Here is a 25805-nt window from a genome sequence, read left to right on the forward strand (position 1 = left end):
TGAAACGGGCACACTCTACCAATTAGAGAACGCCGGCCATTTTGGCTTCAGGAGATCTATTATGTCTTTGCGTATTTTAATTGCCGATGATCACGACATGGTCCGAGAGACCATCGCCATGTTTCTTGATGCGGATGGGGCCACCGTCACCGAAGCGGCGAGCGATCTGGCCGGAGCGCTGGACAAGATCAAATCAGAGCCGCCCTACGACCTGGTGCTGCTGGATTATACGATGCCCGGCATGAAAGGCTTGCAGGGTCTGCAAACCGTTCTCGATATCAACGAGGGCCGCCCGGTCGGGCTGATCTCCGGCACCGCCACCCGGCTGATTGCCGAACAGGCGCTCGAAATGGGGGCGATCGGCTTTCTGCCCAAGACGCTGCCCGCCAAGTCACTGGTCAACGCGGTGCGTTTCATGGCGGCGGGAGAGACCTATGCCCCGGTCACTTTCATGTCGGGCAAGGACAATCCCGAAGAGACGGATTTCGAGAAATCCCTGTCCGAGCGGGAGCGCCAAGTGCTGCGCGGATTGATGAACGCGCAGTCCAACAAAGAGATCGCCCGCGACCTCGATCTGCAGGAAGTGACGATCAAACTGCATGTCAAAACACTTTGCCGAAAACTGGACGCAAAGAATCGTACCGATGCGGCGATCATTGCGCGCGACGCGGGCTTCGTTTGAGGCCCGTTTCACACCCCTGAACCACCCCCGGCATCGGCCCAGCGCGTGCGCTGTAGCGCCCCCCGATTTCCCCCTGAGCGTAAACCATGATCGCCCGCCCCGCGCGGGCGTTTTTGCGTTCGGCCTATAGCGGCCCGCGACGAATCAAAGATTCGGAAGCCGCATTTTCTCTGGCAAAATTAACCATCTGCGGAGCCCGCGCCCGGCCCCATTTCCGCGCCAAATGATAGGCCGCGGCGCGACCTGATAGGGCCACCTGTCCTTTTGGCTAAGCGCCTGACCACAGGCTCAGCGAGTTAACCGTTCGCTCAGATGATATCGGTATCCAGTTCCCCGAAGATGAGAACAGGACAACGCAATGAGCGTGTCCGTTCATTGCAATCGCCGGCTCTTCACCGGCCAACAAGGGAACTACTAGATGCGTATCCATATCTCCCAATTATCCAAGACACTCATCACGAGCACGGCTTTGTCGCTCGCTGGTTTCGCGGCTGCCGCCGACGCGCTCACGAGCGAATTCTCCTTCCGCGTGGTGGAAACCAATGCCGAGGGCGAGGAAGTCCTCGTTGAGCGTGAGACGGTCCGCCCGGGCGAAGTCATCTCTTATGAGCTGCGTCACCAGAACATGACCGACGGCGCCATGGAAGGGCTCGTCATCGCCGCGCCGGTCCCTGAGGGCGTCTCTATCACATTGGGTGCCGAAGTGACCTCTGTCGCCGCGGTCTTTGAAGTCCAGGCCGAGATGGACCCCGAACAGGAAGGGCTGGAATGGTCCACTGTTCCTGCCATCCGCAAGGTCGTCGATGCCGATGGCAACATGACCGAAGAGCCGCTCCCTGAAGAGGCTGTCGCCGCCGTGCGCTGGACCCTCTCCGAACCGCTCGAAGCAGGCGATTCCGCCTTCAACAGCTACCGCGTGCGCCTGAACTAATCCCGGCGCCTCTCTCTCCACTCTCTCTCCAACTACTATAGAACTAGGGAATATTAACGTGAAACACCAAACAACCTTCCTGCGCTCCGTAAGCGCCGTTGCTCTGACCGCCGTGATCGGCACTGTCGCTTTCGCGGCACCCGAAGCGGGCTCTGTCATCGGCAACCAAGCCGTGGCGACCTATACCAACGCCGCGGGCGACACGATCACGGTAACCTCCAACACCGTTGAGACAGTCGTTCAGCAAGTTGCCGGCGTCACCCTGACCTCCGACAACACCGAAACCATCGCCCCCGGCGGTAAGGCGTTTCTGCCGCACATCATCACCAACGATGGTAACGGCCCGGATGCCTTCGCACTGACCGCGGTTGAGACCAACAGCGGCACGCTCGACACCTCGCAGTTGGTCTTCTACCCCGACGCCGACATGGACGGCGTGGCCGATAGCGCCACCCCGCTGACCGAGACCCCGACCCTCGCCCCCGGTGAGCAGTTCGGCATCGTGATCGAAGCCTCCGTCGCCTCCACGGCCACCGGTTCCGACACGATCACCGTGACGGCGGCCTCGACCCTCGACGGCACCGTGCTGAGCACCAACACAGACACGCTGACAATCTCCAACGACGCGATTGTCGAGTTGGTCAAATCGATGACCGCGGACCCGGCTTCGGGCGGCAACCCCAATATCATCGACGCAGGCGATACGGTAACGATCACGCTGACCTACTCCAGCACCGGTCTGGCCGCGGCCAACAACTACTCTGTGCAGGACGTGCTTGATGGCCGCCTGACCTATGTGCCCGGCTCGGCCCGTTGGTCTGACTCCGCCACACCGCTGGACGATAACAACGGCTCCACTGTGGTCGACACGACAAACGGCTCTGGCGAGACCATCGCTTGGGACTATGACGACGCGCAGAACGTCAACTTCCTGATCTCCTCTGTCGGCTCTGGCCGCTCGGGTGAGGTGACCTTCCGTGCCGTGATCGCGGATACCGCCAACGCGGGCATCATTACCAACGTGGCGACCCAGGACGTTGACGGCGTGGCCTTCCCGCCATCGAACACCGCCTCTGTCACCGTCGACAACCAATATGCGGTTGCGGTTGCTGATACGGCGATCAACTCCAACGGCACGGCCAACCCGGCGATTGCCTCGGCCACCGACGATGACGCGGCCAACAACGATGTCGTCACGGAATCCGGCGATGTCTATCAGGGCGGCACAATCCGTCAGGAATTCGTGCTGACCAACCTCTCCAACACCCCGGACAGCCTGACCCTCGACGTGACCAATGGCGACTTCCCGGCTGGCACCACCTTCCGCTTTGTGGGCGCCGACGGTATCACACCGGTGGTCGGCTCTGTCGGACCCTTGGGTATCGGTGACAGCGCCAAGGTGACCTTGATCGCCACATTGCCAACCGATGTCGCACCGACCGCCACCACCAACTACACCGCCGTCATCACAACGACCTCGGACAACTCCGGCGTCAGCGATGTGTCGACCGCCGAATTCACCGGCGCGGTGCTTGCGGCCTCGGTCGATCTTGAGAACGCCGTGGTCGGCTCCGAAGGCGATGGCGCGGCACCGACGAACGGTGGCAACCCATGGGTCACCCAGTCGACAGACCCGGGCGCACCGGTTGTCTTCGAGATGCTGGTCGAGAACAACGGCCCCACCTCGGACAGCTTCAACCTGTCGCTGGATCAGGCCCTGCCCGCAGGCTGGACGGTTGAGTTCCAACTGCCCGACGGCTCGATCGTGTCGAACACCGGCACCATCCCCGCAGGCGCATCGCAGGCCATCCGCGCCGTGATCACGCCAGCCGATGGCGCCCTGCCGGGTGACACGCTGGTCGACGTCGCGGTCGTCTCTTCCGTCTCGGGTCAAGGTGACCGGATCGTCAACCAAGTTACGGTCAACGAAATCTATGACGTGAAGATCATCGAAGACCAAAGCGCGCAGGCTTCGCCGGGTGGTATCGTGGACATCCTCCACACCATCTCGAACGAAGGGAACGTGGCCATCACCGAAGCGTCGATCACGCAATCGGGTCTGACCAACTTCTCCGGCGCGATCTTCTGGGATCAGAACGGCGACGGTGTGATCGATCCGTCCGAACCGGTGATCGACAACTTCGATGACCTGACCGACGGTGTCTCGCCGGGTGTGAACGGACTTGCCCCGGGCGACAGCATCTCGCTGATCTACCGTGTGCAGACGCCGTCGACAGCCACCCAAGGTGTGTCCGAAGTCGGCACCATCACCATCAACAACACGTTGAACGGTGTCGGGACCGATATCGACCAGACCAACAACGCCGTCGAAGACCGCGTGGTCATCATCTCGGGCGATGTCACACTGAGCAAATATCAGTACATCGACGCGAGCTGCGATGGCACCGTGGGCACCTTCACCAAGACGCGCCTTGATGTCGAGCCCGGCCAGTGCATCCGCTACATGGTCGAAGCCGAGAACACAGGTGCCTCTGCGGCGGACAACGTGATCATCACGGACGCGGCCCCGGCCTATACCGCGATCACGGACTGTGGCGGCGCCTGCCCTGAAAGCCTGTTCCCGGGCACCAGCACGGCCACCGTCACCTCGACCAACGTATCGAGCACGCATGGCAGCATCCTTCCCGGCGGCTTCGCCCGGGTAGAGTTCACCGTGCGGGTCGACGACTAAGCGACCTCTCGGGCGCCCCCGGGCTGAGCGATGCTCTCCCGGGGGCGCCCCTCCTCCCCCCGTTTCCGTCTCCCCCATTTTTCACGCCCTTCCCAGGGATCGCAACAGGAGCAAGCTGATGCGCAGTTTCCTTATGTCTAAAGCCCGCCCGGCTCTGGCCCTGATCAGCGCCTCCGCACTGGGCCTGAGCCTTCTGCCCCAGACCGCCACCGCCGCCCCGGCCCCCGGTGGGTCTTTCATCCGCAACGTGGCAGAAGTCAGCTATTTCAACACCTCCCTTGGCATCATGGAACGCGTCTTCTCGAACCCGGTACGGGCCGAAGTCGCCGCGGTTCCAGGGCTGGAAGTGACCGGCTACTCCGACCTTCTGCTGACCCGTGGTGCCTTTGGCCGCTACCATTTCGACGTCATCAACAGCGGCAACGTGCCGCTTTCCACATCGGTCAGCATCAGCGAGCAAGGCAGCGCCAGAATGATGTCGCGCCAATCGCTTTTCCCTGACCTGAACGGCAACGGCCTGATCGATACCGAAGACCGCGCCTTCGACATGTCCGCGCCCTTCATGCTGGCCGCGGGCGAGCGGCTGCAGCTGATCTATGAGTTCCGCATCTCCGCCGAGACCCCCGTCAGCACCCAATTCGCCAGCATGCTGACCGCATCTGCCGTAACCGAGGATGGCCAAAGCCTGACCGAAGACGCCATGGGCGTCTCGCGGGTCGAGGAAGGCGGGCTCGAAGTCTCGAAAGAGCAGGTCGTCGCCGAGAATGACGAGGGCGCGCTGATCACCTACACCCTGCGGCTGCGCAACGATTCCGAGCGTGACGCCTTTGGCTACCCCGAGATCGAAGGCCAGCCGATCGTGATCGATGGCACCCCCCGGACCGGTGTCTTGCTGCGCGATGCGATCCCGCTGAACACCGTGTTCCACGCGGTGCAGGATTCGGGCACCATGACCGCGCTGGTTCACATGCGCGGCGCGCCTGACCACCACTATGTCAGCGTCGCCCCGGCCGGGCTTTCCCATGACGTGGATGCGGTGGCCTTCTTTCATGAGGGCGACTACGCCGTCGGCCATGCGACCGATCCCAGCTTCTCGGTGCGCGTGCCTGCCGACTTGGGCAAGGTAGAGGTGCAGAACACCGCCTCGGCCTTTTACAACAACCAAGAAAGCACCCTGCTGCTGACCTCCAACACCGTGGTCTATGACCGCGATACAGAGACGGTCGGCACCTTGGTCTTTGAACACCCCCAGACCGGGGCGGACCAGCCCTATGGCACGCCGGGCAGCGACACCCGCCTGCGCCTCACCTCGGGCGCCTGCAACATCAGCACCGAAGTTGACAGCACGACGGTGACCATCCGCAGCATGCTGACCGGCGATGTGGAAACCATCATCGCGACCGAGACCGGGGCCAACACCGGTGTCTTCCTCACCCCCGCCCTGCCGATGGCGCAGATGTCGCCCGCCGTTGCCGGGGATCAGGTCATGGCCACCGACTTTGGCGATAGCTTCATCGCGACGGCGTCTTGCGACAGTGCGGTGCTTGAGGACGATCTGATGATCAACCCCGGCAACTTCCTGTTCAACTCCGTCACCAACGCCCCGATTGACGGCGTGGCCGTGGCGCTTGTCGATGCCCGTTCGGGCAACGAAATGGCCCGCACCCAGACCGACCAGCGCGGCTTTTTCACCTTCTCCGAAATGCCCGAAGGCGACTACCGCTATGCCGTGATGGACGCGCCCGCATGGATCTTCCCCTCCGCGCGTCTGGACTATGCCGGTATGGGCCGCAATGTGATGGATGCCGGTTGGGGCCGCGCGTTCAGACACGCAGGCGGCGCATTGTTCGTCTCCGACATCCCGGTTGATCCGAATTATGGCACGCCGCTGGCGCTGGACAAAGCCGCCGACCTCGACCGCGTGGGTCACGGTGAATTCGTCACCTACACGCTGAGCTTCACCAACAACATGCATCAAGCGCTGATCGGCGGCGAAATCCTCGACCGGCCCGCCTATGGTGTGAACTTCGTGCCCGGCACGGTGACCCTCAACGGAGAGCCGCTGGACGATCCGCAAGAGATCGGCAATGGCGATCTGCGCTTTGACGTGGGCATGCTTGAACCGCTGTCGAGCCATGAGCTGTCCTATGTGATGCAATTCTCTGCCGCCGCCCGCGAAGGCCGCAACGAGAACACCGCCATCCTGTCGGGCCGCCAAGCGGGCACCGGGACGCTGCAACAATCGCAGACCGCGCGCGCCATGGTCCGGCTCGACAATTCGGGCGGTGTCTTTGCACGCCAAGGCACCGTGCTGGGCGCCGTCTTCATGGATTGCAACGGCAACGGTCTGCGCGACCGCGTTGAGGATGAGCCCGGCATTCCCGGCGTGCGCATCGTGACCCAGGAAGGGCTCTTTGTGGTGACCGATATCAATGGCGCCTATTCGCTCAACGGCATGCGCCCGGTGACACATGCCTTCCTCGTGCAGCCCGAAACTCTGCCCGCCGGAACCGCGGTGCAGGTGACCCGCACCAACGATCTGCGCCGGGGTGGCTCGCGCATCGTGCCGCTGAAGAAGGGCGAGTTGCGGACCGAGAACTTTGCCGTGGCCCAATGTACCCCCGAAGCGCTTGAGGAAGTCGGCAAACGCCGCGACCACTTCGCCGGGAAACGTCAGACCCCCGGTATGAACGCAACCGATCTGCCGATCGACGGCCAGCGCAGCAGCACCCGCTCCGTGCGCGGTGAGGCGGGCATCGCCACCACCACCCAGCTGACCCCCGGCATGATCGCGGCACAAAGCGAAGAGGCCGGGCGTGAACCCTCCTCTGTCGCGAAAGCGGCCCGTGCCTCGGCCCAGCGTCAATCGCTCGACAGCATGATCCAGAACCTCGATAGCGCGCCGGGCTTTGTCGACTTTGGCGAAGACACCGCCGTCACCCGCGCCACACAGAACATCCGGATCAAGGGCAAGGCCGATCTCACGCTGTCGCTTCTGGTGAACGGGCGCGAGCTGGGCGGCGACCGGGTGGGCGAACGCACCAATCTGGCGAAAAACAATGTGCAGGCGCTGGAATATGTGGCGGTGAAACTGGCCTCGGGCGAGAATGTGCTGACGCTGGTGGGTCGTGACGGTTTCGGCATCGAACGCGTCCGCAAAGAGCTGCGCCTGACCGCCCCCGGCAAACCCGCCCGGATCGAGATCCTGATGCCGGAAACCGCGTCGGCCAATCCCGCTTCGGTGGTGCCGGTCGTGGTCCGCGTGCTTGACGCCGGGGGCCGCCCGGTGCCCGCCTCGGGCACTGTGACCCTCGCCGCCCGCCGATCGCTTTGGGACGTGACCGACATCCGCAGCAGCGCGCCCGGTGTGCAGGCCTATCTCGACAATGGCGAGGCGACCTTCAACCTGATCCCGCCGCAGGCTTCCGGCCCCGATCTGATCACCGTGCGCTCCTCCTTTGGCGAAGCCGAGGCGCGGGTGACCTTCACTCCCGACCTGAACGAACGTGTGCTGATCGGTGTGATCGAAGGTGCGGTTTCGCTGAGCGGAGATGCGGGCAATGTCATCGAAGAGGATCGCATCAGCGCCTTCGAAGACACCACAACCGGGATCCGGGGTGAGCTCTACCTCAAAGGGGTGATCCGTGGCGATGCACTGCTGACCCTGCGCTACAGCTCGGACCGGGACACCGAAGACAGCCTCTTCCGCGACATCCGGGGTGAGGAATACTACCCCGTCTACGGCGACAATTCCGAACGCGGTGCCGATGCGCAATCTTCGTCCAACCTCTTCGTGAAGGTCGAGAAAGGCCGCTCCTACGTGCTCTACGGCGATATCGCCATCGCGCCCGAGGCCAGCGCGCTGAAACTCGGTGGCCTGCAACGTGTCGCCACCGGCGCCAAAGGCCATTGGGAGAACGACCGCGTCTCGGTCACCGTCTTCGCCGCCCGGACAGCGCAAGAGCAGCAGATTCAGGAAATCCGCGGGCGCGGTGTCTCTGGCCCCTATGACCTTGACCTGAGCGGCTATGTGCAGGGGTCCGAGCGGGTGGAGATCCTCGTGCGGGACGAAGACGGCGGCGATATCCTGTCGGCCACGCCCCTGCTGCGCGGCACCGACTATCTACTCGACTTCTTCCGCAACACCATCACTTTCGACAGCCCGGTGCGCCAGTTCGACCTTGACGGCAACCCCGTGTCGATCCGCGTGACCTATGAGGTCGAAGCCGAGGGCGCCGAAGCCTATTGGCTCTATGGCGGTGAGGTGAACTATGCCCTGTCCGAGCGGACCTCCGTCGGCGCCCGCGCGGTCCATGCCGATGCCCCCCTGGGCAACACGGCCCGCCAGCGGATGCATTCGGCCTATCTGCAGCACGAAGACCGCCAAGGCGGACTGTGGGAAGCCGAGGTGGCCCGGTCGGAGAACGCCATGGGCGACAAGGACAGCGCCGCGCGCCTGTCCTATGAACTCAAGACCGAAACCCGCCACATCGCTTTCGAGGCGATCCACACCGGCCGCGACTTCTACGCGCAAGGGGGGTTGGCCCGTCCCGGCACCACCCAGGTCCGTCTGAGCTATGGCGAGGAAATCGACCGGCGCAGCGACATCGCCTTCGGCGCGGAATACACCCGCGACCGGATCAACGACAGCACGCGGCTGACCGTGGATGCGATCTATTCCCGGCATCTGAGCAAGACCCTGCGCGGCGAGATCGGCCTTGAGTATAGCCGGGACCGCACCGCCAGCGGCAGCGAGACCGACACCGCCCTGATCCTCGGCGCACATTGGACCCCAGCGGCCCGCCCCGGCACCGTGATCGAGGCCAAGCTGCGCGCCCCGCTCAGCGGCGACGCCCCCACCGAACTGACCCTCGGCCTTTACGACGAGCCCAAGAACGGCTGGCGCGTCTATAACGAGATCGAGCTTCAGTTCGGCAGCGACGCTCTGGTCACCCGCGCGGCCTATGGCTTCACCTATACGATGAACGAATGGGTCACCGGCCGGACCGAGATGACCAAGGCCAGCGGCACCAGCGACACCACCATGGTTCAGGGCCTGTCGGTCGATTGGGACATCAACGAAAGCACCAATCTGCGCGCCGATCTTGAGCATTCGCGCAACCTTGAGACCAATGACGGGGAGCTCACCTCCTTCGCCATCGGCACAAGCTGGGAATCGGCGGATGGTGACTGGGTCGGCGATGCCGAGCTGGAAACCACTTGGGAAGAGAGCGGCAAGACCCATTACGCCAGCTTCGGCATCGCGGGCAATGTCACCCCTGAGCTGACCGTTCTGGCCCGCAGCCGTGCCGCGCTCGACCGCCGCGAGGGCGAGAACTCCCGCCGCATGCGCACCCGTATCGGGGCCGCCTATCGCCCCAAGGACAACGCCCGCCTGGATGTGCTGGCTTGGTATGAGCACCGGCTGGAAGAGAAACACGCCAGCACGGAAACGCATCTGTGGTCGATCGACGCGAATTACGAGATCGACGCCGACCTGCGGATCAACGGCAAATATGCCGGCCAGTACCAGAAAATCGGCACCAATGCCGGCGCGCGGGCCAATACCACCACGCAGTTGATCCAAGGCGGTCTGAACTACGAATTCGGCGACGACCGTTTCCAACTCGGCCTCAACGCCACGCATCTGTGGGACAGCGAGGGCAATTCTTCCAACGGGATCGGCGCCGAATTTGGCTTCACCCCGCGCGAAGGTGTCCTGCTGGCGCTCGGCTACAACAAGGCCCGTGGCCGGGTGGCAGGGCAAAGCAGCCTCTATGACGAAGGGTTCTATTTCCGGTTCAACCTGCTGTTGGACAACTCACTCTGGACCCAGTTCGAACAGTTCCTCGGAAGCTGACCGGGAGACTCAGCCCCGAGGGAGAGCCACGTTCCAAGCGCATCTGGAACGTGGCTCATTTCTCTTTCAGAGCGCGGCGTCGCTCCAAAGTCGACCCGGCCTATTCCAAGCGCCGGGCCGACTATCCTTTCGAGACGCTAACTAGCTGTCCGCATTAATGAAATATCGATTTTAGAGGCGCATGATCAGGGACAACGCAAACCTCCAGCCCGATGGGAAACTCCGATGAAAAAGCTCGCTGCCAGCACTGCCTTTTGCCTGATCGCCGCCACCCTCTCCGGCGCGGCAAATGCTAATGATTTCGCCCGCTTCGACAGCCGCAAGATCGCCGTGACCGGTCTGAACTTCGCCCTGTCGCCTTCCGCCTCGGATGCACGGATCCACCTCAACCGGGCCATGATCCAGACGCCTGTCAAACATGCTCAGGCCCGCCGCAAACTGACCCTGCCCCCGCGCGGCGGCCCATCGGCGGCGGTGCGCCATGTCATCGCCTCTGCCGAGGCGGGCGCGAAAGGCTATGACGCGGTGCAGCATGGGGCGCGGATCAAGCCGCCCAAGCGCCCCACAAGCATGACCATCGGCGAAATCTATCGCTGGATCAAGGCGACCCCCGGCCAGCCCCATGCCATCGGGCGCTACCAGTTCATCCCCAACACTTTGAAAACGCTCGTCGCCGAAGCGGGGCTAAGCAAGAGTGACCGGTTTACCCCGCAGGTCCAAGACCTGCTGGCCGATCTATTGCTCGAAGATGCGGGATTCACCCCCTTTATGAAGGGCAAGATCAGCCGCCATCGTTTCATGGAAAACCTCGCCCGCATCTGGGCCGGGCTGCCCACTTCGACGGGCCGGTCCTATTATCACGGCCATGCGGGCAACCGGGCTGTCATCACTTGGAACGAGTTCGACAGCCATATGAAAAGCATCTTTGAAAACACGGCACGCGGTACCTCCTGACCGCGCGCCCCACTCTCTTCTCTCTCTCCGTCTCCCTCCAGGCCAAAGCGCGCGTATTTTCGCCGCTTTGGCCCCCTTTTTATCCGCGGCGCTGCATCTCGCGCGGCATTTCCGAGAAGATTTCAGGCCCATCGGCGCGTAGGATCACGATCTCTTCCAGACGCACGCCGAATTTGCCTTCCAAATAGATGCCCGGCTCGATTGAGAAGACATTGCCTTCGGCCAGAACCGCATCGGAATTCGCGGCGATATAGGGCGGCTCGTGGATGTCGATGCCAAGGCCATGGCCGGTGCGGTGCAGGAAGTGTTCGCCATAGCCCGCCTGCGTGATCACATCGCGTGCGGCGCGGTCAATCTCGCGCGCCGCGACGCCGGGGCGGGCAGCATCAAGCGCGGCCTGTACCGCCCGCTCGACCGTGGCGAAAACTTCCTCGTACTCGGCATCCGGCGTGCCGAAAAAGCCGCTGCGGGTCATGTCGGAGGGGTAGCCGTCTAACCGGCAGCCGGTGTCGATCAGCACGGCCATGCCCTGCGCCAATGCCGTATCGCCGGGGTAGTGATGCGGGAAAGCGCCGGATTCGCCGAAACAGACCGAGCAGAATTCAAGGTGCGCGCCGTTGGCTTTGTAGTGGTCCTGAATCAGCGCCACGACCTCACGCTCGGTGATGCCTTCTTTCAACGCGGCAAAAGCAGCCTGAACGGCACTGTCGTTCAGCAGGTGCGCGGCTTTGATCGCGGCATATTCTTCGCTGTCCTTGCTGGCGCGCAGCAGGCCGACGGTGTCATCGGTAAAGCGGCGTCGCGGATGATCGAGCGCATCCAGTAGCCGCAGGGCGAAATCGGTACGCATGGTCTCATCCAGCACCACCGACAGGCCCGGAGCCGTAGCGCCGCAGGCGTCGAGCAGTTCGGTCAAGGCGGCCTCCGGCCCCTGATCGTCGCTCCATGCGTGGAATGGCAGATCGGTGTCTTTGCGCGCGGCGGCGGCGTTCAGGGCGGGCATCAGAAACCCTGCGTAATCGGCGCTGACCAAGAGCATCACCGGGCGTTCGTCGCCATGCGGGTGCACACCAGATAGCCAGGCCATATGGCTCGACGGGCCGAGGGCGACAAGATCGGTGCCCGTCTCGGCCATGCGCGCACGCAAGTTGGCAAGGCGGGTATAGAAGGGGGAGGAAGCGGACATGGGCAAAGACCTTGGTATTCAAAAAGGGGTATTGGGATGCGCGGGCCGAGGGGAGCCCCCGGCCCGCGCAGGGATCAGGGAAGCGGGATCAGCCCTTTTCCACCAACCGGTAGAAGACGAAATCCGATGTCGCGCCGTTCACATAGCCGGTCACGTCATCGTCCATCGCGACCTGATAGGCCGCTTGGAACATGATCACGATGGGCGAGTCCTTTTGCACCTTCTGCTGAAGGTCGCGGTACATCTCGAGCCGCTTTTCCGGGTCGGCCTCTGACAGCGCCGCCATGGTCTGCTTGTTCAGCTCTTCCGGCACGGCCCATGCGTTGCGCCATGTGGTGGTCGCGGCATAGGACTCGTCGGAGTTTTCCGAGTTATAGGCAAAAGCCTTGGCATTGGAATGCGGGTCCATGAAATCGGGGCCCCAGTACAGCAACATCGCCTCGTGGCTGCGCTCACGGTACTTGGTGATGACCTGACTGCCGGTGCCGGGCAGGATCTCGAAGTTGATCCCCGCGTCGGCAAAGCTCGCCTGAAGCGACTGGGCCATGTCGGTGAACGGCGCCGCGTTGATCACGTCGAGCGAGACGGTGATCGGCGTCTCGATCCCGGCATCGGCGAGGATTTGCTCCGCCTTTTCAGGATCGTAGGTGAAAGGCGTCTCGTCGAACGAGCCGGGGAAGCCCTTGGGCCAGAAGGCCTGATGCACGTCCATTTGACCTTTGATGATCGAATTGGTCATGCCTTCGTAATCCACCAGATAGCGGGCGGCTTCCCAAACGGCGGGCGGGGTCAGGCTTTCCGTCTTTTGGTTGAACGACAGGAAATGCACCGCCGCCTGCGGGTAGGTTTCGACCTTGATCTCCGCGTTGTCGATCGAGGCGATCTGGTCCGGCGTCAGGTTGCGCGCAAGGTCGATATCGCCCTTCTCAAGCAGCAACTGCTGGGTGGCGGATTCGGCCACATGGCGGATGATCACGCTGTCGATCTCGGGGGCGCCGTTGAAATAGCCCTCATTCGCGCTCATCCGGACCATCTGCGCGGGCGCATAGCGGTCCAGCTTGAAGGGGCCGGAACCGGCGGAGTTTTCGTTCAGCCAAGCATTGCCCATGTCGCCGTCGACTTCATGCTCTTTCACCAGCACGCTGTCGACGATGGAGGCAGGGCGCGCGGCGAGCACGTTCAGCACAAACGCCGGGGAGAAATCGCCGTCGTATTTCACGGTGACGGTATTGCTCTCGGCGGTGACCATCTGGTCGATGTTCTCAGCAGTCCAGCCCAATTGGGTCAGGATGAAGGCCGGGGTGAGGTTCAGCTTGATCACGCGTGCGAAAGAGAACAGCACGTCATCCACAGTCACCGGGTTGCCGGAGGCGAAAGTCGCGCCGTCGCGCAGGGTGAAGGTGATCGTCTTGGCCTCGGCATCGGCTTCCCAGTCAGAGGCCAGCCCGGGTGCGAGCACCGTGGTGTCTTCGGCGTCATATTGCACCAGACGGTCGTAAAGGTTGGTGACCAGCTCGCCAGAGGTGAACTCATAGGCCTGCGCAGGGTCGAGCGCCACGATGTCGTCGATGTTCTGCGCAACCACCAGCACGCCCTCGGGCGTATCGGCCAAGGCCAGCGGCGCCGCCAAGGGCAGCGCCAGCGCGCTTGCCAATAGGGTTGATCTCAGTGTTCTCATGGTTGTCTCCTTGTTGGATCGTTGAAGTTGGAATGTCATTTGCCCAGCGCGCCTAGGCTTTCTTGATCAGTTCAGGCAGCTCGATGGCCCCTGCCCGGTTCAGCACGGCCAAAGTGCCGGTCCAGAGGATACGCGCAGTCGTGTCGGTTCGGTTTGCCCAAGCATGGGGAAGCTGGCCGCTGTAATGCAGACAGTCGCCCGCGCTCATGCGGAATTTCTGCCCGTCGAGGGTCTGCTCGATCTCTCCCTCAAGGACAAAGACCATCTCTTCGCCCTCATGGCTCACCGTCTCGGATTCGTAGCCGGGCGGGACGTGAAGCAGATAGCTCGACAGTTCCGCGCCGGGGAAAGTGGCGGCAAGGCTTTCATAGGTCAGCGATGAATTGGCCAGCGCGAATTGCGTGCGCTCATTGCCACGGGTCAGCCCGTCCGAGGGTTTCGGCGCGGCGATGAAATACTCCAAAGCCACATCCAATCCATCGGCGATCTGCGCCAACGTGCCGAGCGACGGCGTGGCATTGCCCCGCTCCACCTGACTGAGATAGCCCATCGACACACCGGATTTGTCGCAGAGCATTTGCAGCGTCATCTGCATTTGCTTGCGCCTTTTGCGGATCGCGGCACCGAGGTTCGGCTCGGGCTTGGCTTTGTCGCGCGGCATCTTGGTCATCTCCCCTGTTCTATGCCGACGTTACAAAAAATTATTTTGTCTGGCAAAAAAATTTTTGCAAATGGCGAAATTTGTTTTATGCACAAAGCATCCAGAACGGTGCCACCGCACCCTGAGGCCGCATGTCGGCGCAGGAAATGGCTTGCTTATCAATGGCATCGGCGAAGGAAGGGAGGGCGTGGCCCGTGAATACGAATATGACAAAAGCCCGTAGGCTGGCGCAGGGGGTCTCCTCTCTCGGCGGTTTTGCGGTGGTGACCCTGCTCACCTTCATCGGGCTGATGGCGATCACATTTTTCATCGGGCGGGTCATTCCGATTGATCCGGTGCTGGCCGTGGTCGGCGACCGTGCGACCCAAGAACAATATGACGCCGCCCGCGTGGCGATGGGGCTGGACCGGCCCCTGATCATGCAATTCTTCTCCTATGTCGGCGATGTGTTCCAAGGCGACCTCGGGCATTCCGTCTCGACCAACCGGCCCGTGGCGCAGGACCTTGCCCAGGTCTTTCCCGCCACGTTGGAGATGGCAACGCTGGGCATTCTGATCGGCATCGGCCTTGGCGTGCCCTGCGGTGTCTGGGCCGCCGCGCGACAGGGCACTTGGGTGGATCAGATCATCCGCGTCTTCGCGCTGCTGGGCTACTCGGTGCCCGCCTTCTGGCTGGGGCTTGTCGGACTTGTCATCTTCTACGCCAATCTGGGTTGGGTCGCGGGGCCGGGCCGTGTCGATATCTTTTACGAAGGCATGGTTGCACCGCGCAGCGGGCTGATGCTGGTGGATTCGGCCCTTGCTGGTGAGTGGGACATCTTCTGGAATGCGCTGGATCACCTGATCCTGCCTGCCGCGATCCTCGGGTTTTTCTCGCTCGCCTATATCGCGCGGATGACGCGCAGCTTCATGTTGGACCAACTGGGGCAAGAGTTCATCACCACCGCCCGGGTCAAGGGCGTGGCGGAATGGCGGGTGCTTTGGGTGCATGGGTTCCGCCCGATCCGCGTGCCGCTGATCACCGTGATCGGCCTGTCCTATGCCGCCCTGCTCGAAGGGTCGGTGATGATCGAGACGGTCTTTAGCTGGCCGGGCATCGGGAACTACCTGACCGTGGCGCTGCTCAATGCCGATATGAACGCCGTGTTGGGGGCGACGCTGGTGATCGGCGCGGTCTTCATCCTGATCAACAAACTTTCGGATGTGCTCTACCGCATCCTTGACCCGCGCAGCCGCTAGGAGGCCGTCATGACCACTGCAAGAAACTGGCTTTTGGACGACTCCCCCGCCTCGAAATTGCAGGCGAATATGGGCAATGCCTACCGCATGCTGCTGCAATTGCTGCGCAATCCGCTAGCGGTGGTGGGGGCGGTGATCCTGCTGATGCTGATCCTCGCCGCGCTCTTCGCGCCTTGGATCGCGCCGCAGAATCCGCTGGGGCAGAACCTCGACGCCCGGCTGCTGCCGCCTTCGGCGGCGCATTGGATGGGCACGGATGAGTTGGGCCGCGACATTTTCAGCCGTGTGATCTATGGCGCGCGGATCACCCTGATGATCGTGGCCTTGGTCGCCATCATCGCCGCCCCGCTGGGGCTGCTGATCGGCGCGATCTCGGGCTATTTCGGCGGCTGGACCGACAGGGTCTTGATGGGTGTGACGGATGTATTCCTGTCCATGCCCAAGCTGATCCTCGCACTGGCCTTTGTCGCGGCCCTCGGGCCGGGGATCGAGAATGCCATCATCGCCATCGCCATCACCTCCTGGCCCGCTTATGCGCGGATCGCACGGGCCGAGACGCTGACCTTCCGCAATTCCGAGTTCATTTCGGCCATGCGCCTGCTCGGCGCGTCGCACGGGCGGATCATCACGCGGCACGTGCTGCCGCTGTGCACCTCGTCGATGATCGTGCGGGTGACGCTGGATATGGCGGGGATCATCCTGACCGCCGCGGGCCTTGGCTTTCTGGGCCTCGGCGCGCAGCCGCCGCTGCCGGAATGGGGCGCGATGATCTCGCGCGGGCGGGCCTTTATCTTGGATCAATGGTGGGTGGCGACGATGCCCGGCTTTGCGATCATCCTTGTCTCGCTCGGCTTTTGCTTTTTGGGCGACGGGCTGCGCGACGTGCTCGACCCCAAACAAGGAGGCAAATCATGACCGCGCCCCTGCTGGAAGTTAAAAACCTCTCCGTCAGCTTCCCCACCCCAAAGGGCCGGGTCGAGGTGGTCAAGGGGCTGTCCTTCACCCTCGGCCGTGAACGGCTTGGCATCGTGGGCGAAAGCGGGTCAGGCAAATCCATGACCGGGCGCGCGATCCTGCGGCTCGTCCGTCACCCGGGGCGGCAGCAAGCCGATGTCATGCGCTTTGACGGGATCGACCTGCAAAGCCAGTCGGAAAGACAAATGCGCCACCTGCGCGGGGCGCGGATTTCGATGATCATGCAGGACCCGAAGTTTTCGCTGAACCCGGTGATGACCGTGGGCGCGCAGATCGCCGAAGCCCTGCTGACCCACGAACGCCTCGCCCGGCGCGATGTAAAAGCGCGGGTGCTGGAGATGCTGGAATCGGTGCGGATTAATGAGCCTGAGCGGGTGATGGACCTTTACCCGCACGAAGTCTCAGGCGGCATGGGCCAGCGGATCATGATTGCCATGATGCTGATCCCGCGCCCCGATCTGCTGATCGCGGACGAGCCGACCTCGGCGCTGGATGTGAGCGTGCAGGCGCAGGTGCTCGACCTAATCGACGAGCTGGTGCGCGACCACGGCATGGGGCTGATCCTGATCTCCCATGACCTCAACCTCGTGGCGCGCTATTGCGACCGGATCCTTGTGATGCACGCCGGTCAGGTGGTGGAAAGCTGCAACGCTGCCGACCTGCACAAGGCCAGCCATCCCTATACCAAAGGCCTTTTGGCGGCGGTTCCGAAAATGGAAGAGACGCGCGATGAACTGCCCGTCCTCGACCGCAGCGCATGGAGCGGCACATGAGCGCGATTACACTCAAGAACCTCGACATCTCCTATGGGCAAACCAAGGTGGTCACCGGGGTGAACATCGACGTGGCGGAGGGCGAAAGCTTTGCGCTGGTGGGCGAAAGCGGCTCGGGCAAGTCCACGGTGCTCAAGGCCATCGCGGGGCTGGCCCCCGATTGGACCGGTGAGATTTCCGTGCTCGGCCAGCCGCGTGGTCACAGGGTTGACCGCGCCTATGCCGGGCAATGCCAGATGGTATTTCAAGACCCCTATGCCTCTCTCCATCCGCGCAAGACGGTGGACGGCGTGCTGTCCGAGCCGCTGATGATCCACGGCCTCGGCAATCGCAGCGCCCGCGTGGTGGAGATGTTGCAGGCCGTCGGCCTCGACAAACGTTTCCGCTTCCGCTTTCCGCATCAGCTCTCCGGCGGGCAGCGGCAACGGGTCGCCATCGCGCGCGCGCTGATGCTTGAGCCCAAGGTGATGCTGCTGGATGAGCCGACCTCGGCGCTGGATGTCTCGGTTCAGGCGGAGATTCTCAACCTGCTGAAACGGCTGCGCCGCGAGCAGGGGCTGACCTATCTGATGGTCACCCACAATCTGCCCGTCGTCAGTTTCATGTGCGACCGCATGGCGGTGATGAACAAAGGCCGCGTGGTTGAGATCGCCCCGGCCAGCGCGCTGCATGACGGCAGCTTTACCGATCCCTATACCCAAGCCCTCTACGCCGCCTCGGGCGGCAATCCAAACCGCAAGGAAGCCCCATGACCGATACCACCGACGCAATGCAACGCTTTCAGACAGCGCTTGAGCAGGCGACCACCGAAACACAGGCCTTCGACGCGCTCTGCGCGCTGACCAAGGCCACCGTGGGGGCCAAACTCTTTACCGTGATGACAGCGGATATGGACGCGATGCTGGCGCGGCGCGTCTATACCGACGACGCTGAGAATTACCCAACCTCCGGCACCAAAGAGATCACCATCGACACTTGGTTCGAACAGGTCCACGGGCGGCAGGAATGCTTTGTCGCCAACACCTTGGCCGATATCGACGCGGTCTTTCCCGATGCGGAACTGATCGGCCGTTTGGGCTGCGCCTCGGTCGTGAACCTGCCGATCATCATCGGTGGCAAGATGGTTGCCACGGTCAACATCCTGCACGAAGAGGGCTACTACACCCCCACCCGCGTGGAACAGGTCAAAGCGCTGCTGACCCTGCCTGCCATCGCCACCATGGCCGTGGTGCGGCAAATGGGCTGACGCCCGGAGCGGGCACTGCCGAAAGAAGGCCGTCGCAAAATTGCGGCGGCCTTTTTGACTTGCGGCCCCGGCCAAAGGCCGCCACCATCCCGGCCAAGACGGAACCCATCGGGCATCGCTAAGGTTAACCTTATGAACATGCCCTAGGAGGAATGGCTCATGTGGACTTACGAACTCTTGATCCTGATCATGGCCGCAGTGGCGGCACTGGCATTCATGGCCAAGCAACGCCCCCAGCCTCGGAAGGTCCGCGCAATCGCCCCCCGCCCCCGGGCGAACAAATTGCATAACCGCCGGTATTGAGGCGTCATCGCGGCTAGAAGCACCCCGTTACGGCCCCCCGCGATTCCGCACTCGGCTTTTGGCCCCCGTCCTTGTCTCCCCGTCGGTTTCCGCCATGATGCTGGCAAAACCGGAGGGAGCCCACCTTGGACACCATTGAATATTTCTATTCCGCCCATTCCGCCTATGCCTATCTGGGGCATCGCAAGCTCTTGAAGATTTGCGCGGCCCGCGGTGCGCGGCTGGTGCATCGCCCCTTTGACCTCAACCCCGTGATCGCCTCAGGCCGTGTCAGCCACTTCCGCGGCTTCACGCCCCATTACATCGACTATTTCTTTGGACGAGAGATCGAGCGTTGGGCGCAGTATCGCGGGCTGGAGATTCTCAACCACCGCCCGACCCACCACGACAACCCGCTGAACCTTGCAAACGGCTACCTGATCGCCGCCGCTCAGGCGGGGCGGGATGTCGACGCGCTTTCCTTTGCGATCCTTCAGGCCCATTGGCGCGATGATATCGACCTCGCAAATCCCGAGCATCTGCGCCGCGCGACTGAAGCGGTCGATCCTGAGTGCGACGGGCTGATCGCACGGGCGATGGAAGAGGATGTGCAGGCAATCCACGCGCAAAACACTGAAGAGGCCATTGCCCGCGGCATCTTTGGCTCGCCCAGCTATTTTCTGAATGGCGACATGTATTACGGCCAAGACCATCTGGAACTGATGGATCACGCCTTTGACCAGCCCTACCGCGACACGGGCTTCTACAACCCGCCGCGAGACGGATAAGACGCCCCAAAAGCGCTGTGTTCTTCAATTTTGGGTAGTGGCGGACCGAGGAGGATTCGAACCCCCGACCCCCTGATTCGTAGTCAGGTACTCTATCCAGCTGAGCTATCGGTCCACTGAGCGGGGGTTTAGTCTTAGCCCCGGGGAGTTGCAAGCCCTCGTTTCAAGGAAATGCAATTTTCTTCAAAAATCTACAGGGCACCGTCCCCCTTGGGGAGTGTTATGTCAAAAACCGTACCTTCCGGCCCGCTGTTGCGCAGCGCAAGGCTGCCGCCGTGGCCGCGCACCAGTTCGGAAGCGATCACCAACCCCAAACCGGAGCCACCCTTGCGCGCCCCGCCCTGGAAGGCGGTGAAGAGATGCTCCCGCGCTTTGGGCGGCAGGCCGGGGCCGGTATCGCTGACAGTGATGCACCATGCCTCGCCCATATCCTCGGCCCGCAGATAAACCTCGCCCGGTTTGCCGGTGGCGGTGATCGCCTGCCGGGCGTTGCGCATGAGATTGGCCAGCACGCGGTACATTTGCTCAGGGTCCGCACGCACGGTGAGATTCGCGGGAATATCAGCGGCAAAGCGCACGATGCTTTCGGGATCGGCAAGGCGTTCGCCGTCGATGACCTCTTCCACCAGTTCTTCGAGAGGCATGAGCGTCAGCGTCGGCCCCGGCTCTTCGGCCTTGCCGAAGGCCAACGTGGATTCGCATAGGTGCACCGCCCGGGTGATCGACCCCACAAGCTTGGGCGCCATGCGTTTGACGGTCGGGTCTTCGGACATTTCGATCCGGTCGGTGAACAGCTGGGCAGAGGTGAGGATGTTGCGCAGATCATGGCTGATCTTGCTAACGGCGCTGCCCAATTGGGCCAAACGCTCTTTCTGTTTAAGCGCCTGCGTGAGGTCGGTTTGCAACTTCTGAAGCGCCTCTTCGGCCTCGCGCAACTCGGTCACGCTGGCAGAAGGCTCAATGATCCGCCGCGCATCTTCGGGTGCGGCGGCATAGCGCTGCATATGTCCCGCCACCCGTTTGATCGGTTTCAGCAGCAAGGCCCGCATGGCAAAGAACAAAAGCACCGCCGTGATGACCGAGATCACCGCCGAAAGGATGAGGATGCGAATCCCGTAGTCGATCATGGCGACACGCATGGGCGCTGTCTCCATCGTGACCTCAATCAGCAGCCCCGCTTCGCGCACCGGCGCGCCGATCACGCGAACCACCTCATTCCCCGGGCGGAACAGCCGCAGCATCGCATCGCGGATCAAGACCGTCGCCGAGGCATCGCGCAGATCATAGGTCTGCGACACCATGCGCGGCATGGGCGACGCCAACACCAATTGCCGCGCCTCATCCCGGCGCAGCACCACGTTGAACACCTCGGCGTTGCGCAGCAGCTCCTCTTCCAACTCCGGGTCGAGCATATCGTCGGCCAAAAGCGCCAGCGAGGCGATCTGCGCCCGCTCCAACCGCGTCAGCATATATTCCTCGCGGAACCGCGCGATGGAGGGGACAAAGATCAGCACTTCGGCCAGCATCACAAAGATGGTGGTGAGGATCAGCAGGCGGCCAGAAAGCGAGTGGATCATGGGCGATCTCAGGGCAAAAGGCGCTGCACGGCGCGCACCACCGTTTTGACCAGAGCGCTTTCGAACAGGCGCGGGCTGAAATAGGCCCCCGCCGCGCGTTTGTTAATCTCCGAGATCGTGGGGTAAGGGGCAACCATAGCAGCAATCTGGCTCATCTTCATCTTATTGACCAGCGCAAGCGACCACAGGGTGATCAATTCGCCCGCCTGATGGCCGACGATGCTGGCGCCAACCGGGCGGCCCTTGACCACCATCACCTTGATGAACCCTTTGGTCTGACGCTCGGCAATCGCGCGGTCGTTGTGGTTATAGTGGAACCGCACGACCTCCAGCTTGTCGCCATGCTCTTCGCGCGCCTGCGCTTCGGTCAGCCCCACCTGTGCCAGTTCCGGCGCAGCATAGGTGACCCATGGGATATGGTGCAGCTTCGTCTTGCTCGGCAGGCCAAAGAGGATCGAGCGGATCACCACCCCGGCGTGATAGCCTGCCACATGGGTAAATTGCAGCCCGCCCGCCACATCGCCGATGGCATAGACCCGGCGGTTGCTGCTGCGCAGGCTGTCGTCGACCTTGATGCCTGCCTTGGTGGTCTCCACTCCTGCCTTATCCAGATCGAGCCGGTCGATGTTGCTCTTGCGCCCCACGGCCATCAGCAGATGCGAGCCCTTGATCACGCGGCCATCCTTGGTCTCGACCGTGATCGCCCCCGCCGCACCACTGACCTTGGCCGCATCGCTGCCTTCCTCGAAAACCACCCCCTCGTCCCGCATGGTCTGCAACACCACCTCGGACAGCTCGGCGTCATCCTTGCCAAGCGCGCGGCTGCCTTCGATCACGGTGACCTTGCAGCCCATCCGCACATGGGCCTGCGCCATCTCGATGCCGATGGGGCCGCCCCCGATGATGATCAGATGCTCGGGCTTCTCGCGCAGATCAAAGAGGGTCTCATTCGTCTCATAGGGCACATCCGCCAGCCCCGGAATCGGCGGCACCAGCGGAGAGGAGCCGGTGGCCACGACGAAGCGCCGCGCGGTGATGATGGTATCGCCCGCCTGCACCTCTTTATCGGAAATGAAACGCCCGTATTCGCGGATCACCCGCACGCCCAAGCCCTCGAACCGCTCAACCGAATCGACCGGCGCGATTTGCGAGATGACATCGGCCACGTGATCCTTGGCAGCGGCGTAGTCGACCACCCCGGCGGCAGCCTCCACCCCGTATTGCGCGCTGTGTTGCTGGGTATAGGCGGTCTTGCCGGTCTTGATCAGCGCCTTGGAGGGCACGCAGCCATAGTTCAGGCAATCGCCGCCCATCTTATGCCCTTCCAGCAGGGTCACATCCGCGCCCATCTGCACGGCCCCCGCCGCCACCGACAACCCGCCAGAGCCTGCGCCGATGATCAGAACGTCGGTCTTGATACGGTTGGTCATTTCAGCAGATCCTTCTTACCGGTAAATGTCTTGATCGCCACGGGCAGCAGCGACAGCACGCAAAGGCCCAGAATGGGCAATAGAATATGCGGCTCGAAAATAATCCCAAGGTCGGGCGACTCACCCCGGGCGAAAACCGCACCTAGCCCTGCGCCAACCGAGGTAAAGACCAAGGCCCCCGGCATGATTCCGAAAAACGTCGAGATCACGAAGCGAAACAGCGGCACACCGAGAAAGGCCGGCAGCAGATTCGCGACAAAGAAGGGCACCACCGGCACCAGCCGGATAAAGAAGAGCATCGACCACTGGTTGTCGTCGATCCCCGCCTTGATCTTGCGCACCATGCCCTCAGAGGCGTCCATCCGCTCTTTCAACCGTGCGCCAAGGCCCCATTGCGCGGCCAGAAAGATCACCACCGCGCCCAAGGTCGCAGCACTGACGTTATAAAGCACGCCCGGAAACAGCCCGAAGAGGAAGCCGCCCGTCAAAGTGGCCACCGTGGCCCCCGGCAGGGAGAAAGCCACGATCACCACATAGGCGGCGACAAAGACCAGCGCGGTCAGCAGGTAGTTGCTGTCGCGAAAGGCGATCAGCGCCTCGCGATTGTCGCGCAGCGCGTCAAAACTCAGGTAATCGCGCAGGGTAAAGGCCCCGATGGCTGCGACGACGGCGATCAGCGCAAGGGGCAGATAGCGCATCAGCGCGGGTTTACTTTGGTCATTGCGGCTCATTTTCACACTTCCCTAGGCCTGCATCAGACCAATTTCGCTTTCCTCAATGATGGGGTGAAGCGGGGCGCGGGAACAGGCTCCTCACGCGCGCTTGATGGGACTTGTGCGGGAAAGGGCGATTCTGCAAAGTTACGGGGTGAACTGAAACAATTCCGGCCCCGCAAACCGGCATTTTGTTGCAAAGCGCGGTTTTTCCCTGTCAGGGGGTTTGACTTGCGCGTCCCGCCGCATTAGAGGACGGGCTTGAATTGACGCTGGCCGCGGTGGAACCTTCAAGTGATTCCGTGCCCAGCCAGCTTTAGATGGAGACGGAGCGATGAAACGCACCTTTCAACCCTCGAACCTCGTGCGCAAGCGGCGCCATGGTTTCCGCGCGCGCATGGCCACCAAAGCCGGCCGTAAGATCATCAACGCACGCCGCGCACAGGGCCGGAAATCGCTGAGCGCATAAGCGCCCTCGATCTTCGGAACCAGAATATGACACCGCCGGAGGCACCCTTGAATGGCACTTGCGCCACGAAGGGAAACCCTGCCCCGGCGGTTTCTCTGCGTCTGGAGACCCTGACCAAACGGGCGGATTTCCAACGTGCCAGCCGCGCCAAACGCGTGGCCACCCCCGGCTTCATTCTGCAAATGCGACCCCGCCGGGAGGATGAGCCCAGCGCGGCGCCCATTCGAGTGGGTTTCACCTGCTCCAAGAAGGTCGGCAATGCCGTGGCCCGCAACCGCGCCAAGCGCCGCCTGCGCGAGATCGCGCGGCTCACCCTGCCGCAGGCGGGGCGCGCGGGCATGGACTATGTCTTTGTCGGGCGGCGCGAGGCGACAGCCACCCTGCCCTTCGACCAATTGCTCGCCGATCTGGCCCGCGCTCTGGATATTCTGCACGGGGTCCGAAAATGACTCCCCTGGCCGCGCTTCTTGCCTTGCCGGTGCGCGGCTATCGGCTGATCTTCAGCCCATGGGTCGGGCATAACTGCCGCTATCAGCCCACTTGCAGCGCCTATGCGCTGGAAGCCTTGCAAAAACACGGCGGGCTGCGCGGCGGATGGCTGGCCGCCCGCCGGATCGCGCGCTGCCACCCTTGGGGGCAAAGCGGGATCGACAACGTTCCCGATTAGCGCCGCGCTTGCGGCAAAGGGGCAAAATGCCCTAGGTGAAGCCAAGCTGATAGTGAGAGACCGACGATGCTGGACGAAACCGACGAGATTCACCCCCTCTTTGCCGGTGCACCGCAAAGCACCGAGTTCAAGAAACTGCGCAAACGCATCGTCCGCATGACCCGCGAGGCGATCGATCAATACGGCATGGTTGAGCCGACCGCCCAAGGCGCGCCCAAGCCGAAATGGCTGGTCTGCCTGTCAGGCGGCAAAGACAGCTATACCCTGCTTGCGGTTCTGCATGAGCTGCAATGGCGCGGCCTGCTGCCGGTCGAGCTTTTGGCCTGCAATCTCGATCAGGGGCAGCCAAATTTCCCGGCGACCGTGCTGCCGGAATTCCTTGAAAAGATGGGCGTGCCGCATCGCATCGAATATCAAGACACCTATTCGATTGTGATGGACAAAGTCCCTGCCGGGCGCACCTTCTGCGCGCTCTGCTCCCGCCTGCGCCGGGGCAATCTCTACCGGATCGCGCGGGAGGAAGGCTGCTCTGCCGTGGTGCTGGGGCACCACCGGGATGACATCCTCGAAACCTTTTTCATGAACCTTTTCCACGGCGGACGACTGGCGACCATGCCGCCCAAATTGGTTAACGAAGAAGGCGATCTTTTCGTCTACCGCCCCCTCGCCCATGTCGCGGAAAGCGATTGCGAGCGTTTTGCCACGGCGATGAACTACCCGATCATTCCCTGCGATCTCTGCGGCTCGCAGGACGGGCTTCAGCGCCAACAGGTGAAGGCGATTCTCGACGGATGGGAGGCCAATAGCCCCGGTCGTCGGCAGGTCATGTTCCGCGCGCTGATGAACGCCCGCCCCTCGCACCTGCTGGATCCCAAGCTTTTTGACTTCGCCGGGCTCATGCGGAACGTTGAGGGTACGGAGCAAGAACAATTTTAGATAATAATCCGCAAAAAAGCGGGTTCTGTTAACCCACAGCACACCCTAAAGGCGATATCCCTCCCCC

Annotated in this window: 21 protein-coding genes and 1 tRNA gene; 15 read left to right on the forward strand and 7 right to left on the reverse strand. The window is 62.5% G+C overall.

Annotated features, from left to right (window positions below):
* Nucleotides 1-61 precede the first annotated feature (61 nt).
* The 5 genes from ACGYLQ_RS10345 (at nt 62) to ACGYLQ_RS10365 (ending at nt 11119) form a co-directional block, all read left to right on the forward strand.
* Nucleotides 62-682: a response regulator transcription factor gene (locus ACGYLQ_RS10345; RefSeq protein ID WP_067267389.1), complete on the forward strand. Its 621-nt coding sequence runs from the start codon at nt 62-64 to the stop codon at nt 680-682.
* Nucleotides 683-1100: 418 nt separating this feature from the next.
* Entirely contained in the window at nt 1101-1613 is a 513-nt protein-coding gene (locus ACGYLQ_RS10350) for a hypothetical protein (RefSeq protein WP_067263978.1), read from the forward strand.
* A gap of 58 nt (nt 1614-1671) precedes the next feature.
* Nucleotides 1672-4305 carry a beta strand repeat-containing protein gene (locus ACGYLQ_RS10355; RefSeq protein ID WP_394442803.1) on the forward strand — a complete coding sequence of 878 codons (2634 nt, stop codon included), beginning with the start codon at nt 1672-1674 and terminating at the stop codon, nt 4303-4305.
* Between the two features lie 118 nt (nt 4306-4423).
* Nucleotides 4424-10165 carry a hypothetical protein gene (locus ACGYLQ_RS10360; RefSeq protein WP_394442806.1) on the forward strand — a complete coding sequence of 1914 codons (5742 nt, stop codon included), beginning with the start codon at nt 4424-4426 and terminating at the stop codon, nt 10163-10165.
* Between the two features lie 225 nt (nt 10166-10390).
* Nucleotides 10391-11119 carry a hypothetical protein gene (locus ACGYLQ_RS10365; protein ID WP_394410680.1) on the forward strand — a complete coding sequence of 243 codons (729 nt, stop codon included), beginning with the start codon at nt 10391-10393 and terminating at the stop codon, nt 11117-11119.
* Between the two features lie 79 nt (nt 11120-11198).
* On the opposite strand, the gene ACGYLQ_RS10370 is transcribed toward ACGYLQ_RS10365, so the two are convergent.
* The 3 genes from ACGYLQ_RS10370 to ACGYLQ_RS10380 all read right to left on the reverse strand — a co-directional run bounded on the left by ACGYLQ_RS10370 (nt 11199) and on the right by ACGYLQ_RS10380 (nt 14644).
* Complete coding sequence (locus ACGYLQ_RS10370) at nt 11199-12305, reverse strand: M24 family metallopeptidase (RefSeq protein WP_394442809.1); 1107 nt, start codon at nt 12303-12305, stop codon at nt 11199-11201.
* 88 nt (nt 12306-12393) lie between these two features.
* Nucleotides 12394-13983: an ABC transporter substrate-binding protein gene (locus ACGYLQ_RS10375; protein WP_394442812.1), complete on the reverse strand. Its 1590-nt coding sequence runs from the start codon at nt 13981-13983 to the stop codon at nt 12394-12396.
* Between the two features lie 52 nt (nt 13984-14035).
* Nucleotides 14036-14644: a helix-turn-helix domain-containing protein gene (locus ACGYLQ_RS10380; protein ID WP_209218400.1), complete on the reverse strand. Its 609-nt coding sequence runs from the start codon at nt 14642-14644 to the stop codon at nt 14036-14038.
* A 206-nt stretch (nt 14645-14850) separates the two neighbouring features.
* Between ACGYLQ_RS10380 and ACGYLQ_RS10385 the strand changes: the two genes are divergently transcribed.
* The 6 genes from ACGYLQ_RS10385 to ACGYLQ_RS10410 all read left to right on the forward strand — a co-directional run bounded on the left by ACGYLQ_RS10385 (nt 14851) and on the right by ACGYLQ_RS10410 (nt 19946).
* Nucleotides 14851-15882: an ABC transporter permease gene (locus tag ACGYLQ_RS10385; RefSeq protein WP_168613200.1), complete on the forward strand. Its 1032-nt coding sequence runs from the start codon at nt 14851-14853 to the stop codon at nt 15880-15882.
* 9 nt (nt 15883-15891) lie between these two features.
* The gene (locus tag ACGYLQ_RS10390; protein ID WP_209218357.1) at nt 15892-16797 is read left to right on the forward strand and encodes an ABC transporter permease; all 906 of its coding nucleotides are present in this window, start codon (nt 15892-15894) and stop codon (nt 16795-16797) included.
* Complete coding sequence (locus ACGYLQ_RS10395; protein WP_394442904.1) at nt 16791-17630, forward strand: ABC transporter ATP-binding protein; 840 nt, start codon at nt 16791-16793, stop codon at nt 17628-17630. Before ACGYLQ_RS10390 ends, ACGYLQ_RS10395 begins: the two co-directional genes overlap by 7 nt.
* Nucleotides 17627-18382, forward strand: coding sequence for an ABC transporter ATP-binding protein (locus ACGYLQ_RS10400; protein WP_394442816.1), 756 nt, complete (start codon nt 17627-17629; stop codon nt 18380-18382). Before ACGYLQ_RS10395 ends, ACGYLQ_RS10400 begins: the two co-directional genes overlap by 4 nt.
* The gene (locus ACGYLQ_RS10405; protein WP_322328370.1) at nt 18379-18876 is read left to right on the forward strand and encodes a GAF domain-containing protein; all 498 of its coding nucleotides are present in this window, start codon (nt 18379-18381) and stop codon (nt 18874-18876) included. Before ACGYLQ_RS10400 ends, ACGYLQ_RS10405 begins: the two co-directional genes overlap by 4 nt.
* Before the next feature lie 428 nt (nt 18877-19304).
* On the forward strand, nt 19305-19946 hold the full coding sequence (locus tag ACGYLQ_RS10410) for a 2-hydroxychromene-2-carboxylate isomerase (RefSeq protein WP_394442819.1): 642 nt from the start codon (nt 19305-19307) through the stop codon (nt 19944-19946).
* Nucleotides 19947-19984: 38 nt separating this feature from the next.
* Here ACGYLQ_RS10410 and ACGYLQ_RS10415 read toward each other — a convergent pair.
* From ACGYLQ_RS10415 to ACGYLQ_RS10430, 4 genes are all read right to left on the reverse strand, one after another.
* Nucleotides 19985-20061 (reverse strand) — tRNA-Arg (locus ACGYLQ_RS10415).
* 76 nt (nt 20062-20137) lie between these two features.
* Nucleotides 20138-21523: a sensor histidine kinase gene (locus ACGYLQ_RS10420; protein WP_394442822.1), complete on the reverse strand. Its 1386-nt coding sequence runs from the start codon at nt 21521-21523 to the stop codon at nt 20138-20140.
* Between the two features lie 8 nt (nt 21524-21531).
* Entirely contained in the window at nt 21532-22953 is a 1422-nt protein-coding gene (locus tag ACGYLQ_RS10425; RefSeq protein WP_394442825.1) for a dihydrolipoyl dehydrogenase family protein, read from the reverse strand.
* Nucleotides 22950-23684: a TVP38/TMEM64 family protein gene (locus ACGYLQ_RS10430; protein ID WP_394442828.1), complete on the reverse strand. Its 735-nt coding sequence runs from the start codon at nt 23682-23684 to the stop codon at nt 22950-22952. Before ACGYLQ_RS10430 ends, ACGYLQ_RS10425 begins: the two co-directional genes overlap by 4 nt.
* A gap of 316 nt (nt 23685-24000) precedes the next feature.
* Between ACGYLQ_RS10430 and rpmH the strand changes: the two genes are divergently transcribed.
* The 4 genes from rpmH to ttcA all read left to right on the forward strand — a co-directional run bounded on the left by rpmH (nt 24001) and on the right by ttcA (nt 25738).
* Nucleotides 24001-24135: a 50S ribosomal protein L34 gene (rpmH, locus tag ACGYLQ_RS10435; RefSeq protein ID WP_007118882.1), complete on the forward strand. Its 135-nt coding sequence runs from the start codon at nt 24001-24003 to the stop codon at nt 24133-24135.
* Between the two features lie 26 nt (nt 24136-24161).
* The gene (gene rnpA / locus ACGYLQ_RS10440; protein ID WP_067267461.1) at nt 24162-24584 is read left to right on the forward strand and encodes a ribonuclease P protein component; all 423 of its coding nucleotides are present in this window, start codon (nt 24162-24164) and stop codon (nt 24582-24584) included.
* The gene (gene yidD / locus ACGYLQ_RS10445) at nt 24581-24802 is read left to right on the forward strand and encodes a membrane protein insertion efficiency factor YidD (RefSeq protein ID WP_067267460.1); all 222 of its coding nucleotides are present in this window, start codon (nt 24581-24583) and stop codon (nt 24800-24802) included. The genes rnpA and yidD overlap by 4 nt, the downstream gene beginning before the upstream one ends.
* Nucleotides 24803-24868: 66 nt before the next feature.
* Nucleotides 24869-25738, forward strand: coding sequence for a tRNA 2-thiocytidine(32) synthetase TtcA (gene ttcA / locus ACGYLQ_RS10450; RefSeq protein ID WP_067267458.1), 870 nt, complete (start codon nt 24869-24871; stop codon nt 25736-25738).
* The last annotated feature ends 67 nt before the right edge of the window (nt 25739-25805 follow it).

This window comes from Sulfitobacter sp. 1A12779 (assembly GCF_043557315.1).
Lineage (GTDB): Bacteria > Pseudomonadota > Alphaproteobacteria > Rhodobacterales > Rhodobacteraceae > Sulfitobacter > Sulfitobacter faviae.

Coding starts and splice junctions, on each gene's coding strand:
- ACGYLQ_RS10345 (WP_067267389.1), top strand. CDS start 62: ATGTCTTTGCGTATTTTAATTGCCGATGATCACGACATGGTCCGAGAG.
- ACGYLQ_RS10350 (WP_067263978.1), top strand. CDS start 1,101: ATGCGTATCCATATCTCCCAATTATCCAAGACACTCATCACGAGCACG.
- ACGYLQ_RS10360 (WP_394442806.1), top strand. CDS start 4,424: ATGCGCAGTTTCCTTATGTCTAAAGCCCGCCCGGCTCTGGCCCTGATC.
- ACGYLQ_RS10365 (WP_394410680.1), top strand. CDS start 10,391: ATGAAAAAGCTCGCTGCCAGCACTGCCTTTTGCCTGATCGCCGCCACC.
- ACGYLQ_RS10370 (WP_394442809.1), bottom strand. CDS start 12,305: ATGTCCGCTTCCTCCCCCTTCTATACCCGCCTTGCCAACTTGCGTGCG.
- ACGYLQ_RS10375 (WP_394442812.1), bottom strand. CDS start 13,983: ATGAGAACACTGAGATCAACCCTATTGGCAAGCGCGCTGGCGCTGCCC.
- ACGYLQ_RS10380 (WP_209218400.1), bottom strand. CDS start 14,644: ATGCCGCGCGACAAAGCCAAGCCCGAGCCGAACCTCGGTGCCGCGATC.
- ACGYLQ_RS10385 (WP_168613200.1), top strand. CDS start 14,851: ATGACAAAAGCCCGTAGGCTGGCGCAGGGGGTCTCCTCTCTCGGCGGT.
- ACGYLQ_RS10390 (WP_209218357.1), top strand. CDS start 15,892: ATGACCACTGCAAGAAACTGGCTTTTGGACGACTCCCCCGCCTCGAAA.
- ACGYLQ_RS10400 (WP_394442816.1), top strand. CDS start 17,627: ATGAGCGCGATTACACTCAAGAACCTCGACATCTCCTATGGGCAAACC.
- ACGYLQ_RS10405 (WP_322328370.1), top strand. CDS start 18,379: ATGACCGATACCACCGACGCAATGCAACGCTTTCAGACAGCGCTTGAG.
- ACGYLQ_RS10420 (WP_394442822.1), bottom strand. CDS start 21,523: ATGATCCACTCGCTTTCTGGCCGCCTGCTGATCCTCACCACCATCTTT.
- ACGYLQ_RS10425 (WP_394442825.1), bottom strand. CDS start 22,953: ATGACCAACCGTATCAAGACCGACGTTCTGATCATCGGCGCAGGCTCT.
- ACGYLQ_RS10430 (WP_394442828.1), bottom strand. CDS start 23,684: ATGAGCCGCAATGACCAAAGTAAACCCGCGCTGATGCGCTATCTGCCC.
- rpmH (WP_007118882.1), top strand. CDS start 24,001: ATGAAACGCACCTTTCAACCCTCGAACCTCGTGCGCAAGCGGCGCCAT.
- rnpA (WP_067267461.1), top strand. CDS start 24,162: ATGACACCGCCGGAGGCACCCTTGAATGGCACTTGCGCCACGAAGGGA.
- yidD (WP_067267460.1), top strand. CDS start 24,581: ATGACTCCCCTGGCCGCGCTTCTTGCCTTGCCGGTGCGCGGCTATCGG.
- ttcA (WP_067267458.1), top strand. CDS start 24,869: ATGCTGGACGAAACCGACGAGATTCACCCCCTCTTTGCCGGTGCACCG.